This window comes from Methylosinus sp. DMC45, from assembly GCF_056313885.1.
In genome coordinates this window covers 120,584-133,210 of record NZ_JBQUZK010000044.1, presented here as the reverse complement: position 1 = coordinate 133,210, position 12,627 = coordinate 120,584, and the positions used below count along the sequence as shown (strand labels likewise).

10 protein-coding genes and 1 other RNA gene are annotated in these 12,627 nt (G+C 66.9%); 2 read left to right on the top strand and 9 right to left on the bottom strand.

Going from position 1 to position 12,627, the window contains the following annotated elements; genetic code table 11:
- Window position 1 precedes the first annotated feature (1 nt).
- From ACT53T_RS12595 to rnpB, 6 genes are all read right to left on the bottom strand, one after another.
- A complete protein-coding gene (locus tag ACT53T_RS12595) occupies window positions 2-1,420 on the bottom strand; it encodes a UDP-N-acetylmuramoylalanyl-D-glutamyl-2,6-diaminopimelate--D-alanyl-D-alanine ligase (RefSeq protein WP_476161452.1) in 1,419 nt (472 codons plus the stop codon).
- Window positions 1,417-2,868, bottom strand: a complete 1,452-nt coding sequence (locus ACT53T_RS12590) for a UDP-N-acetylmuramoyl-L-alanyl-D-glutamate--2,6-diaminopimelate ligase (protein WP_476161451.1) — start codon at window positions 2,866-2,868, stop codon at window positions 1,417-1,419. Before ACT53T_RS12590 ends, ACT53T_RS12595 begins: the two co-directional genes overlap by 4 nt.
- The gene (locus ACT53T_RS12585; protein ID WP_476161450.1) at window positions 2,868-4,637 is read right to left on the bottom strand and encodes a peptidoglycan D,D-transpeptidase FtsI family protein; all 1,770 of its coding nucleotides are present in this window, start codon (window positions 4,635-4,637) and stop codon (window positions 2,868-2,870) included. The genes ACT53T_RS12590 and ACT53T_RS12585 overlap by 1 nt, the downstream gene beginning before the upstream one ends.
- Window positions 4,634-5,020 carry a cell division protein FtsL gene (gene ftsL / locus ACT53T_RS12580; protein ID WP_476161449.1) on the bottom strand — a complete coding sequence of 129 codons (387 nt, stop codon included), beginning with the start codon at window positions 5,018-5,020 and terminating at the stop codon, window positions 4,634-4,636. Before ftsL ends, ACT53T_RS12585 begins: the two co-directional genes overlap by 4 nt.
- Complete coding sequence (rsmH, locus tag ACT53T_RS12575; protein ID WP_476161448.1) at window positions 5,020-6,030, bottom strand: 16S rRNA (cytosine(1402)-N(4))-methyltransferase RsmH; 1,011 nt, start codon at window positions 6,028-6,030, stop codon at window positions 5,020-5,022. The genes ftsL and rsmH overlap by 1 nt, the downstream gene beginning before the upstream one ends.
- A 377-nt stretch (window positions 6,031-6,407) precedes the next feature.
- Window positions 6,408-6,800, bottom strand: an RNA gene (rnpB, locus tag ACT53T_RS12570) — RNase P RNA component class A.
- Window positions 6,801-7,056: 256 nt separating this feature from the next.
- Here rnpB and ACT53T_RS12565 point away from each other — a divergent pair.
- On the top strand, window positions 7,057-8,289 hold the full coding sequence (locus ACT53T_RS12565) for a beta-ketoacyl-[acyl-carrier-protein] synthase family protein (RefSeq protein ID WP_476161447.1): 1,233 nt from the start codon (window positions 7,057-7,059) through the stop codon (window positions 8,287-8,289).
- Between the two features lie 105 nt (window positions 8,290-8,394).
- On the opposite strand, the gene ACT53T_RS12560 is transcribed toward ACT53T_RS12565, so the two are convergent.
- From ACT53T_RS12560 to ACT53T_RS12550, 3 genes are all read right to left on the bottom strand, one after another.
- Window positions 8,395-9,138: a hypothetical protein gene (locus tag ACT53T_RS12560; protein WP_036289893.1), complete on the bottom strand. Its 744-nt coding sequence runs from the start codon at window positions 9,136-9,138 to the stop codon at window positions 8,395-8,397.
- A gap of 41 nt (window positions 9,139-9,179) precedes the next feature.
- The gene (locus ACT53T_RS12555) at window positions 9,180-11,399 is read right to left on the bottom strand and encodes a carboxypeptidase-like regulatory domain-containing protein (RefSeq protein WP_476161446.1); all 2,220 of its coding nucleotides are present in this window, start codon (window positions 11,397-11,399) and stop codon (window positions 9,180-9,182) included.
- A gap of 135 nt (window positions 11,400-11,534) precedes the next feature.
- The gene (locus ACT53T_RS12550) at window positions 11,535-12,029 is read right to left on the bottom strand and encodes a hypothetical protein (protein WP_476161445.1); all 495 of its coding nucleotides are present in this window, start codon (window positions 12,027-12,029) and stop codon (window positions 11,535-11,537) included.
- 85 nt (window positions 12,030-12,114) lie between these two features.
- Between ACT53T_RS12550 and ACT53T_RS12545 the strand changes: the two genes are divergently transcribed.
- Window positions 12,115-12,513 (top strand): carboxymuconolactone decarboxylase family protein, encoded by a 399-nt coding sequence (locus ACT53T_RS12545; protein ID WP_400767302.1) that lies wholly within the window; start codon window positions 12,115-12,117, stop codon window positions 12,511-12,513.
- Window positions 12,514-12,627 lie beyond the last annotated feature (114 nt).

Genomic DNA, 12,627 nt, shown 5'->3' with positions numbered 1-12,627 from the left:
TTTACGAGGCCGCTTCGGTTTCGGCCGGGAATTTCGTTCTGATCGCCTCGACGATGCGCGCCATGCGCGAGCCGTTCGAGCCCTTGATCATGACCACATCGCCCGGCGCGAGCGCGGAGAGAACCGCCTCCTCGAGCTCGGCGGCGTTGGCGCGATGCGCGCCGCGCATATGCTCGGGCGCGGCGTAGAAGAGCCGCGCCATCAGCGGGCCGGCGGTGAAGAGGAGATCGACGCCGGCCGCCTCGAGGTCTTTGGCGAGGCCGGCGTGCAATTCGCCGGCGCTCGGCCCGAGCTCCAGCATGTCGCCGAGCACGGCGATGCGGCGCCGCGCGCTTTTCTCGGCGCCGATGAGATCGAAAGCCGCGCGCATGGAGGTTGGATTGGCGTTATAGCTCTCGTCGACGAGCGTGAAGCTCCCGCCGCCGATCGCCAAAGTCTCGCGACGGCCGCGTCCCTTGGGCGGCGCGAAATCGGCGAGCGTCTCCGCCGCCTCGACGATATCTATGCCGAAGACATGGGCCGTGACCAGCACGGCGAGCGAGTTGATCGCAAAATGCTTGCCCGGCGCGCCGATGCGATAACGCAGGCGGCGGCCGAAAATCTCCGCATCGGCGACTTGGCTCTCGCCGTCATAGGAGAGCAGCCGCGCCTGCGCGGCCTCGCTCTCGCCGAAGGAAAAGACATGCGCGGCTCTGGATGCGGCGGCGCCTTCCAGCAACGTCTCATAAGTCTCGTCGTCGCGATTGATGATGGCGACGCCGCCATCGACGAGGCCGGAAAAAACCTCGGACTTCGCCGCCGCTATGGCCTCGAGCGAGTCGAAATGCTCGAGATGCACGGGCGCGACGCGCGTCACCACGGCGACATGCGGCTCGACGAAGCGCACGAGCGACGCGATCTCGCCGGCGTGATTCATGCCGATCTCGAACAGGCCGTAGCGCGCCGAGGCGGGCATTCGCGAGAGCGACAGCGGCACGCCCCATTGGTTGTTGTAGGAGGCGGCGGAGGCGTGCGTCTCGCCGAAGCGCGAAAACAGCGTCTTCGCCATGTCTTTGGTCGAGGTCTTGCCGACCGAGCCGGTGATCGCGGCTATATAGGCGGGCGAGCGCTCGCGCGCGCGAGCGCCGAGAAATTCCAGCGACTCCTGCACGTCGCGCACGACATAGAGCGGCGAGAGATCGCGAAACTCGGCGGCGTGCGCGTCGTCGATCACCGCGCCCGCGGCGCCGCGCTCGAAAGCCATGCGCACGAAATCATGACCGTCGCGCGCCTCGCCCTTTATGGCGAAGAAGAGATCGCCCGCCGCCAGCGTGCGCGTGTCGATGGACACGCCATTGACGTCGCGAGGCAAGCCGCCGCTGATGCGCGCGCGCAAGGCGCCGATCAGCCCCAATCCGGTCCATAGCGCTTGCTGTTTCATTCGAGTCCATCCTGCAAGGCCGCCTCGACCGCCGCGCGGTCGGAGAATGGCAGGACCTGATCGCCGACGATCTGGCCCGTTTCATGGCCCTTTCCGGCGACCACCAGCGCATCGCCCTCGCGCAGCCAGGAGACCGCCGCGCGGATCGCCGCGGCGCGATCGCCGATCTCGTGAATCTCCGCGCCCTTCGCGCCGCGCGCCGCCGCCAATATGGCGGCGCGGATCGAGGCCGGCTCCTCGCTGCGCGGATTGTCGTCGGTGACGACGACCACATCCGCGGCGCGCGCCGCGATCTCGCCCATTAGCGGCCGCTTGCCTCTGTCGCGATCGCCGCCGGCGCCGAAGACGACGACGAGCCGTCCCTTCGCCAGAGGGCGCACGGCGGCCAGCACCTTGTCCAGCGCATCGGGCTTATGGGCGTAATCGACGAAGACCGGCGCGCCGTCGCGCGCGCCGATGAGCTCCAGCCGTCCGGGCGCGCCGCGCAATGTCTCGAGCGCCGCGAAAACCTGCGCCGGCGCCTCGCCGCAGGCGATCGCCATTCCGGCGGCGACCAGCGCATTGGAAATTTGAAACGCGCCGGCGAGCGGCAGAGCGACGGTGAAAGTCTCGTCGCCGCAACGCAGCCGCAAGCGCGAGCCGAGCGCCTGCGCATCGGCCTCGAGCAGCGATATGGCGCGGCCCTTCTCGCCGACGTCGAAAATCGTCAGCCCGCGCTTCTCGCAAATGTCGATCACGCGCGCGGCCACCGAGCTGTCGGCGTCGATCACCGCCGTCTGGCCGGGCGCGAGCAGCGTGTCGAAGAGGCGCATCTTCGCCTCGAAATACTCCTCGAGATCGCGGTGATGATCGAGATGATCGCGCGAGAAATTGGTGAAGGCGCCGACTGTCAGACGAACGCCGTCGAGGCGTCGCTGATCTATGCCGAGCGAGGACGCCTCCATGGCGAGATGGGTGACGCCGAGCGCGGCGAGCGCATCGAGCGATTGATGCAGCGCCACTGGCCCCGGCGTCGTCAGCGATCCGTAATGCGCGCCATTCTTATCGACGATTCCGATCGTGCCGAGCGACGCCGCGTCGCGGCCGAGCGTGAGCCAGATCTGGCGCAGGAAATCGACGACCGAGCTTTTGCCGCTGGTGCCTGTCACCGCGGCGACGATCTGCGGCTGACGCGCGAAAAACCGCGCCGCCGCATGAGCGAGCGCCGCGCGCACATCCGCGACCACCAGCAGCGGCAGCCCGACCTCCGCCGTGCGCGGCGCGACGATGACCCGCGCGCCGCGCGCGCGCGCATCGGCGACATAAGCGAGGCCGTCGCCGGCATGGCCCGGCACGGCGAAGAAAGCATAGCCTTCGCGGACGTCGCGGCTGTCGGCGGTGACGCCGGCGATATCGAGATCGCCGAGGTTCGCCGCCGTCGCTTCGTCGAGAAGGTCGGAAAATCGCATCAATGCCCTCCCCCGCCGGGAACGGCGGGACTATTGGCTATGCCATAGCCGAGCTTGGCGAGCAGCGGGAAAGGCTGCGTCGGCAATTCGAAGCGTGGCGGCAGGCCCAGCAGCGGGCCGACGCGCTCGATGATCTGCCCCGTCACCTGGCCCGAGTTATAGGCGGCCGTGGCGTAGCCGCCGGTTTCCAGCAGGCCCTGCGGCTCGTCCATTACGGTGAGGAACAGATACTTCGGTTTGTCCGCCGGCGCCACCGCCATGAAAGTGGTGAAAAGGCGGGTCTTGGAATAATGGCCGCCGATCACCTTTTCGGCCGTGCCGGTCTTGCCGCCGACGAAATAGCCGTTGATGTTGACCTTCTTGGCGGAGCCGATCTCGGCGTTGAGCCGCATGAGATAGCGCATGGACTCGCTGGTCTCCGGCTTGATGACCTGAACGGCGTCCTTGCGCGCCTCCTCCTCGCTGCGCTTGAGAAAGGTGGGCGTCATCAGATAGCCGCCGTTCATCAGCGCGCCGACCGCCATCATCGCCTGCAGCGGCGCGACGGCGAGACCATGGCCGAAAGCGATGGTCATAGTGTTCAGCTCGCCCCAATTCTTCGGCACGATCGGCTCGGCGCTCTCCGGCAGCTCGGTGCGCATGCGCGAGAGCTGGCCCATCTTGCGCAAAAACGCCTTGTGCCGCTCGACGCCCTGGCCGAGCGCCATGCGCGCCGTGCCGATGTTGGAGGAATGGGTGAACACTTCCGGCAGAGTCAGCACGCGATTGGTCGCGTGATAATCGTGAATGCGGAAATGGCCGAAATTGAGCGTGCCGCGCGCGTCGAGGCGCGAGTTGAGATTGACCTTGCCGGAGTCGAGCGCCATTGCGATGGTCAGCGCCTTGAAGGTGGAGCCCATCTCATAGACGCCGACATTCATGCGATTGATGATCGTCGGATCACGCATGTCGCCGGGCTTGTTGGGATCATAATCCGGCAGCGAGGCGAGCGCGATGATCTCGCCCGTGTTGACGTCCATGATCGCCGCGGCGCCGGCCTTGGCCTTGAAATGCGCAATGCCCTTTTCCAGCTCGTCGCGAATGGCGTGCGTCGCCTTTATGTCGATCGACAGCGAGATGGGCTTCAGCTCCTCCGGCGTCAGGCTGAAGCCGGCGTCATGCAGATCGGCGAGTCCTTGCCCGTCGATATATTTCTCGATTCCGGCGATGCCGGCGTTGTCGATATTGACATAGCCGAGCACATGCGCGCCCGCCGGCCCGTTGGGGTAGACGCGCTTGTTCTCCGGCGCGAGGCCGACGCCCGGCAGGCCGAGATGAAACACTTCGTCACGCTGCTTGGGCGTCACCTCGCGCTTCACCCAGACGAAGCCCTTGCGCGAGGCGAGACGCTCGCGCAATTCGCGCGAGTCGACATTGGGCAGCACAGCGGTCAGCAGCTCCGTCGCCTCGTCCTTGTCGATGAGCCGGCGCGGCTCGGCGAAAACCGACATGGTCTTCACATCGGTCGCGAGTATCTCGCCATTGCGATCGAGCACATCGGGGCGCGAGGCGGCGATGGGCTCGCCGGAGGCGCGGCGCATCGTCGTCGGATCGGGCTTGAAGCCGATGGCGACGAGACGCGCGCCTATGCCGACATAGAGGCAGCAAAAGCCCACGGCGACGATGCGCATGCGCGATCCCGTCTTGCCGAACGAGGTGGCGAACAGTCCGTCGAGCCGGCCGCGCAGGCTCTTGCGCGCGGCTTTCGTCAAAGTTTCGGCTGTCGTCATCGCGGCTTTCCTTTCGGCGTCGTCGGCGCCTCGGTCGCGGCCGGCGTCGTCGCCGCGCCGCCGAGGCCGAGCGCGTCCAGCTTGCGGCCGATCGAGTCGATGCGCTCGGGCTTTTCCGGCAGCGATTGCGCCGTGGCGATCTGCGTGACGGCGACCGGCTTCAGATCGAGATATTTGTCGGCGAGCTCCTGCACGCGCTCGGGCCGCGTCATGAAGGCCCATTCGGCGCGCAGCACGGCGATAGCGTCGCGCTCGCTTTTCGCCTCGCGCTTCATCTTGTTGATCTGCTCGGCGCGCAGCATGGTCTGATATTTGATCGAATAGGCGTAGAAGCCCGAGCCGATCAGCGCGAGAATGGCGACGACATTGAGAATGCGCAGCATCAGCGTCTTCCTTTCGCGCGTTCCGGCAGGCGGGCGAGACGCGCCAGAGACTCGTCGATCGCGCGCGCCGGCGCATCCGTTCGCGTCGCGAAGCGCAGCTTGGCGGAGCGCGCGCGCGGATTTGCGGCGATTTCGCGGTCCGAAGGCGTCACCGGCTGGCGCCCTTCGCCGATGAAAGTGGGCGGCGGCGGAATCGGCTCGCCCGGCAGGCGGCGCGAGCGCGTCTCGCCGCGGCCCGAGCGCTCGCCTAAGAACTGCTTGACGATGCGATCCTCGAGCGAGTGAAACGTCACCACGGCCAGCCGGCCGCCCGGCTTCAACGCCCGCTCGGCGGCGCCGAGCGCGGCCACCAGCTCGCCCAGCTCGTCATTGACGGCGATGCGCAGCGCCTGGAAGCTCTTCGTCGCCGGATGAATGTCGCCCGGCTTGCCGGGCGCGGCGCGCTCGATGATCTGCGCCAGCGCGCGCGTCGTCTCTATGCGGCCGGCCTCGCGCGCCTTGACGATGGCGCGGGCGATGCGGCGCGAGGCGCGCTCCTCGCCATAGTGATACAGAATATCGGCGAGCGCCTCCTCCTCGGCCTCCGCGACAATGTCGGCGGCGCTCGGCCCGCGCCCCTCCATGCGCATGTCGAGCGGCCCGTCATTGCGGAAGGAGAAGCCACGCGCCGCCTCGTCGAACTGCATGGAGGAGACGCCTATGTCGGCGACGATTCCATCGAGCGGCGCCAGCCCCGCGCGATCGGCGACCTGCGCCAGCTCGGAGAAGCGCGCCTCCACCAGGGTCAGCCGCCCGCCGGCCGCCTCCACCAGCGCATAGCCGCCCCTTATGGCGCTCGGATCGCGATCGAGCGCCAGCACGCGTGTGCCCTCATGCGCCAGCAAGGCGCGCGTGTAGCCGCCGGCGCCGAAGGTGGCGTCCAGATAGACGCCGCCCGCCTGTGGCGCGAGCGCGGCGACCGCCTCCTCGAGCAGCACGGGAACATGCCGCTCAGCGCCGCTCGCCGTCATTTCTCCTCCGATCCGAAAATGTCGCCGCAAAGCCGGCGCGCGCCCGTCGGACGCGCCCTCCAGGGCGGATATTTGGCGTCGACGCGGCCGTCCGCCGAGCCCGCGCGCAGGCGCGAAAGCGCCGACGCGCGAAAGGCGCGGGCGCGCCTTCTCCCGGAGAGACGTGTCATCGCTCTGAACAACAACGCATATCATGAAGGACCACGGGCGACGGAGCGGCGCGGGCGGCGCGGCGCTTGCGATTATTAGCCGTCGTCAGGGTTAAGGGAGCGTTGACGCGGGCGCGGGCCGCGCATTTCGCGTTAGCCAAGGCGCAGGCTCGCGAACCGGGAATAGACGGACTGCTCCCCGCCCGCTCCTCCCCTCGCCCGAAAAAAATCGCCAGTCGGCCTATAAGCCGGGTTCTGTATGGCGCGGTCGGGTCGCCCCTTCCACGCGCGATGGCCATTCCTCTGGGACGACGCTTGCGCGCCGCCTCTAGCGACCAACCCGGGCGACGGCCCGGAGACGGGCCGGGAAATATCGCTATTTCCAGTCGCCCCTATTCGGTCTTGCTCCCGGCGGGGCTTGCCATGCCTCGAACGTCGCCGCCCGAGCGGTGCGCTCTTACCGCACCCTTTCACCCTTACCGCGGCCCCGAGGGGCGCGGCGGTTTGCTTTCTGTGGCGCTTTCCCTGGGGTCGCCCCCGCCGGACATTATCCGGCGCCGTGTCTCCGTGGAGCCCGGACTTTCCTCTATCCCGAAGGACAGCGGCCATCCAGCCGACTGGCTGATGTGCCAATAGGCAGCCCGGCGCGGAAGGTCAAGACGCCGCAAAAACCAGCGGCCGCGGCTGCGCAGAGCCGCACGCATCAGTAGAACAACTTATGAATCAGCCGAGTAGAGACCGCTGCGGCGCGGCGCCGCGCGCCTTTTCGGGGAAAAGCGGGGACCTCTGCTTGCGCGTGAGGCGACCATGACGGCAAAAAGGATTAACGTCTGGTCCCGTCGGACTGGAGACGGCGGCAACGGAGCGAATTTCCACTTTGGCGACAGCGGTGAAATCGAACGGAAGACGTGTGGTGATCTCCGGCATGGGCGCGGTTTCGGCCGCCGGCGTCGGGGCCCAGCCGCTATGGGAGGCGGCGCGCGACGGACGATGCCAGGTCCGCCCGCTGAAGCTCGAGCGCCCCTACGGCGGCCGCATCAAGATCGCCGCGCAGCCGCAGGATTTCGATCCGCTGGCCCATCTCGAGCCCGAGATTCTCCCCTATTGCGACCCTTTCACCCAATACGCCATCGTCGCCGCCGACGAGGCCATGGCGCAGGCGGGCTTCGCGCGCAAGGACATCGCGGGGCCGCGCACGGCGGTCGTCATCGGCTCGGGGATCGGCGGCTCCAAGACCATCGATGACGAGGCGCATAAGGAATATCACACGCGCGAGCGGCCCGATCCGCTGACCGTGCCGCGCCTCATCCCCAGCGCCGCGCCCACAATGCTGGGCATGCGCTATTCCTGCAACGGGCCGACTTTCGCCATCGCCAGCGCCTGCTCCTCGGCGAGCCAGGCGATCGGCGTCGGGCTGGAGATGATCCGCTCCGGCGCGGCCGATCGCGCCATCGTCGGCGGGGCGGAGGCGGCCGTCATCAATGGCTCGCTGCGCTCCTGGGAGGCGCTACGCGTGCTGACGCCGGATTTCTGCCGGCCCTTCTCGGCCGGCCGCAACGGCATAGTGCTCGGCGAGGGCGCCGCGATCTTCGTGCTGGAGACGGAGGAGCTCGCGCATTCTCGCGGCCATGCGCCGCTCTGCGAGCTCGCAGGCTATGGCACGACGAGCGACGCTTTCGATCCGCTGCGGCCCAATGTCGAAGGCCCCTCCTCCGCCATGCGCCAAGCGCTGGAGAGCGCCGGCCTCACGCCCGACGATATCGATTATCTCAACGCCCATGGCACCGGCACCTACGCCAATGACATCACCGAGTCGGAGGCGATCCTGCGCGTCTTCGGCGAGCGCGGCGCGCGTCTGCCGGTCTCCTCGACCAAGCCGATCCACGGCCATGCGCTGGGCTCCTCCGGCGCGCTCGAGCTCGCCATCACGATCAGCGCCCTGCGCGAGCAGCTCGCCCCGCCGACGATCCATTTCAAGGCGCCGGACCCCAAATGTCCGGTCGACCCCGTGCCGCACGAGGCGCGCCGCGTGCCGATGCGCGCGGCCATGTCCAATTCCTTCGCCTTCGGCGGCATCAACGCCGTGCTGGTGGTGCGACGGGCGCGGTAGTGGGGCGGCAGTCATGATGCGCTGCGGGCGAAGCCGAGCGTCTATCTGATCGCCCGAATTTTCACGCTCTCCTCGACGAGGATCGAGGAGAGCGCGCGGGACTTTTTACAAAGAATAGCCCGTGATGGCGGAGGCGAACCACAGCCAAGGATCCGCGCCGGAGAGGCTGGCGAAGAGCAGAGCCGCCGCGGCGAGCTGAACGCCGATGGCGACGAGCGCGGCGCGCGACAATTTTCCGGCGCCGTCGTCGAGACGGCTCGCGCCGACATAGAGCAGGAGCGAGATCAGCAGCGATCCGTAAGTCACCGCCGGGCCGCCCGGAATGACGAAGCGGAGCGCGCGCGCCGTCGCCGGCGCGATGAAGGTGAAGAAGCTCGCCAGCTGAAAATGCCGGTGCCATTCGGGACGACGGACCGTGACGAAAGCCCCGACGCCGAAGAAGGCGACCTCGGCGATCACCCAGAAAGGATAGGCGAGGCCGATCAATGGCGCCGTTCCCGCGACCTGCGGATTCGCCGCGGCGACGCGTCCCACCGCCGTGACGATCGACAAGGCGATGACGAGGCCGAAGAGGACCGCGCCGATCACGCCCACCGTGCGATGGTTCTTGAGCGCTCCTCTGCTCGCGGCGACATATTGATAGATGAAGACGGCGAGCCAGGCCGTCGTTGTCACGCCATGCGCGAGCACGAGCAGCGTCAGCGGCTTGCCGGCGCCGAAGACGGGCTTCAGATAGAAGGTCGGCGCAAAGCCGACGAGCAGCAACAGGACTCCGAGCCCGACGAACCAGCCTTGCTTCGGCAGACGAATTTTGGAGGCGACGGGTAGGCTATCGACGGCTTCGCTCATGGGATCGACCTTTGACGTGAGAAGGAGCGGATAGCGCGCGCTCAATGCGCGAGCGGATCGGGCCGCAGCTGGAAATTCACCACCAGCGGGCTCGAATAGGCGGCGGGCGTCGCGCCCGGCGCGCCGGGCGCCGGGGCGTCGATCGCCTCTATGTGATAGGGCGTGCGATTGCCGGAAGTGACCCAGAGGCCCTTGCCCTTCCAGCCGGCTTTCGCATCGTCGATGCGGCCGTCGACTCCCTTGGCGTAGAAGCCGAGCGGATAGGGCACGCGCAGCTCGACGATCCTGCCGCCGACCAGCGCATGCAGCGAATCCGACTGATTGCCCGTGGCGATCGGCGTATCGGCGCCGAGGCCGAGAATATCGTGCTGATCGACCCACAGATAATAGGGCGTCTCGGCGGCTCCCGCCGCGCCGGCGAAGCCCGGCCCCGGCAGCGGGTAGAAGCTCCAGCCCTCCGGGCATTTTTCGCCCTTCTCGGCGCCCGGCCCGTTGAGCGGCCCCTTGCATTTGCGGCGGTCGAAGCTCGCTATATGGCCGCTGCCGAGCGCCGCCCAGAAAACGCCTTTGCGATCGATATCCGCGCCCCGAATTCCGTAGCCGGGCGCGGGAACCTTATAGACCTCGGCCAGCGCCGTCTCCGGCGGATTGGCGCCGGGCGCGAGACGCACCGCATAGCCGGGAAAGGCGAGGCTCGATCCCCACACCGAGCCGTCGAGCGGGCTCCAGGAAATGCTGTAGTAATTGAGCGGAACGCGCGTGTCCTTGGCGGGATCGACCGGCTTGCCCGGCTCGTTATAGCCCTCGTCGCGCTTGCCGTTTCCATTGGTGTCGACGATGAGCGGAGTCCAGCCCTGCGATGCGGCGGCGTCGCCGGTCGCGAGGAATTTCTTCGTATCCACCCAGCCGACGACGGCGAGATCGGGAGAGCCGAGCGTGTTGAGCCACAGCGTATTATTCGCATCCTCGGCGAAATTCAGATGATGCGAGGAAAAGCAGGTGTCGATGAAGGAGAATTGCTTCGTTGAAGGATCATAGATCGTCACCTGACGCTGACCGCCCGAGAATCCTTCGGGCCGCGCCGAAAGCGGATAGAGCTGCGCGGAGCGCAGCGCGGACGTCTTGTCGCAGAAGGCGGGCGCATTCTTCGGCGCGCGCGCCTGCGCGGCGAAATAGATTTTGCCCGTCTCGTCCAATGTCGGCGTATGCGCGTTGAACTTGCTGTTCCAGATCGCCTCGCTTCCCAAATAGGGCGAAGGATCGACCACCGGATTGCCGAGCAGAGAAGACGGCGTATCGGCGTCGCGCACCTTGGCGTCGATGAGCCATTTCTTGTTGGTCTGCGGATCGATCACCGGAATGTCGTCGCTGCCGAGCTCCGTCGCGCCATAGATGAGGCCCTTGGCGTTGACGGTCGGCTTGCGCTTGTCGGTAATGGCGAGATCATGCAGATAGTGCTTGGGCGAGGCCCATTCTCGCACGGTGACGACGATATTGCGCTCGACGCCGGAGGGGCGCGGCGGCGTCTCATGCGGGAGCTCGCCGGCCTTTATGCGATCGGTCCAATCGGCGAAGAGCGCCAGCTGGCCGCCCTCGGTCGTATCGAGGCGGGAAATCGTGTTGACCATCGCCGATCCCGCTTGGCCGGAGCGCAGGCGCCGCGCCCAGGCCTCCTGCGACGTCTCGAAATGGCCGAGCGCCGGCGATATCGTGCGCGTCGCATAATTGCCGAGCTGGTGACACGGCCCGCAGCCATTGGTCTTGACGAGATCGAGCCATTGCTCCTGCGATTTGAAATTCTCCGGCACGCCATTGCCGGACGGCCCCGTGCCGGGGAATTCGGCCCTGTCCGGCACGCGCAGCAGCGAGAGCCAATAGATCGGCGGGTAGTATTGCGCCGCCGCCGCGAGGCTCGGCGCGACGGACGCCTCATGATCGACGAGCTTGCCCGGCTCGGCGGCGATCTTCTTGGAATCCACCAGCCCATAGCCGCGCGTCCACACGCGATAATGCGCCTTGGGCAGATCGGGAATGACATAGCGGCCGAGATCGTCGGTCACGACGATCTTGGCGTAGCGCGTGCCGAGCTCGGTCGTCTCGGCGATGACCCAGACGCCCGCCTCCGGCCCGAAGCGGCTCGTCACCACGCCGCCGATGGCGTCGGCGTCGATCTCGACGCGTTGCGCCTGCCCATGGGCGGCGAAGGGAAGCAGCGCGCCGCCGAGCGTCGCGGCGAAAGCGAGAAAGCCTGTGAAGCGCATGTCCGAGCCTACAATATACAAAGCCGATAGATTATAACGAATTTATCGGCCCTGTCGAGACGGCAGGCTCGGCTTTCCAGTGCGCGCCTCCACCATGAAATCCGAGGCGGGCGAGCGCGACGAAGGTCGCGGCGCTCACTTTTTCTTGCAGGCCTCGACGAATTTGCCGATTTTCTCCGCTGCGCCCTTCAGCGGCGCGGATTGTTTCGAGCCGCCGACCGTCACGACGAGCGCCTCGCCCCGCGCCATTGCGGCGAAGATCGGATCATCGGCGGCGACCCGCCCTTCGAAGCTCGGAACGCCCGCCTCCTCATTCGGCACGAGCTTTCCCGCGACCTTCGTCTTCGCATCGCCGACCACCAGGATCGCCGTCGCGGCCTTGCCGGCCTTCTGCTTGCCGTCGGTCTCGGAGATGAACAGCGTCGTCGCGCCGCTATGCGCGTCGCAATGAAAGGCGCCGAAGGAATCATCCGTTTCGGGAACGCCATAGTTGAGAAAGGCCATTTGCGGCTTCGCCTCGTCGAGCGAGAAGCTCCAAATGCGCCCCTGCTGCGCCGCCGCCGGCGACGCCATTCCCATAAGCGCGACGAAGAGCGCGGCTGACGCGCTCCGAGCCGATGCATTCGACATTTTCCACTCCATCTCGAGACATGCGCGCCGCGCGCGCCGCCGCTATGATAGGCCGAATGCGAATGCGCGACGAAGCGAGGAAAAAATGGCCACTGTGAAGCTGCTCGGCGACGACGAGCTCTCGGACGAAGCTCGCGCGGTCTTCGACGATATTCGCGCGACGCGCAAAAGCGATTTCGTCAATAATTTCTGGCGCGCCCTCGCACATGATCCGGCGACGCTGAAACGCACATGGGAGAGCATAAAGGCGGTGATGGGACCGGGCGTCCTGGACCCGAAGGTGAAGGAGATGATCTATATCGCCGTCTCCATCGCGCATGGCTGCAGCTATTGCATCCACTCCCACACGGCGAGCGCGCGCGCCAAGGGCATGACCGAGGCGGAGTTCAACGAGCTGCTCGCCATCGTCGGCATGGCCTCGGAGACCAACCGCCTCGTCACCGCGCTCGGCGTGGAGGTGGATGCGGAATATGACATTCGCTGAAATGGCGAGGTCCATGCTCGAGGGCGCGAGGTCCCGCCTCGAGGGCGTAAGGTCCCGCAAATCGGCGCGGACTTAACCGCGCCTTAACTGCGATCACATAAACCAGGAGCCGGC

Coding starts and splice junctions, on each gene's coding strand:
- ACT53T_RS12595 (WP_476161452.1), bottom strand. CDS start 1,420: ATGAAACAGCAAGCGCTATGGACCGGATTGGGGCTGATCGGCGCCTTG.
- ACT53T_RS12590 (WP_476161451.1), bottom strand. CDS start 2,868: ATGCGATTTTCCGACCTTCTCGACGAAGCGACGGCGGCGAACCTCGGC.
- ACT53T_RS12585 (WP_476161450.1), bottom strand. CDS start 4,637: ATGACGACAGCCGAAACTTTGACGAAAGCCGCGCGCAAGAGCCTGCGC.
- ftsL (WP_476161449.1), bottom strand. CDS start 5,020: ATGCTGCGCATTCTCAATGTCGTCGCCATTCTCGCGCTGATCGGCTCG.
- rsmH (WP_476161448.1), bottom strand. CDS start 6,030: ATGACGGCGAGCGGCGCTGAGCGGCATGTTCCCGTGCTGCTCGAGGAG.
- ACT53T_RS12560 (WP_036289893.1), bottom strand. CDS start 9,138: ATGAGCGAAGCCGTCGATAGCCTACCCGTCGCCTCCAAAATTCGTCTG.
- ACT53T_RS12555 (WP_476161446.1), bottom strand. CDS start 11,399: ATGCGCTTCACAGGCTTTCTCGCTTTCGCCGCGACGCTCGGCGGCGCG.
- ACT53T_RS12550 (WP_476161445.1), bottom strand. CDS start 12,029: ATGTCGAATGCATCGGCTCGGAGCGCGTCAGCCGCGCTCTTCGTCGCG.
- ACT53T_RS12545 (WP_400767302.1), top strand. CDS start 12,115: ATGGCCACTGTGAAGCTGCTCGGCGACGACGAGCTCTCGGACGAAGCT.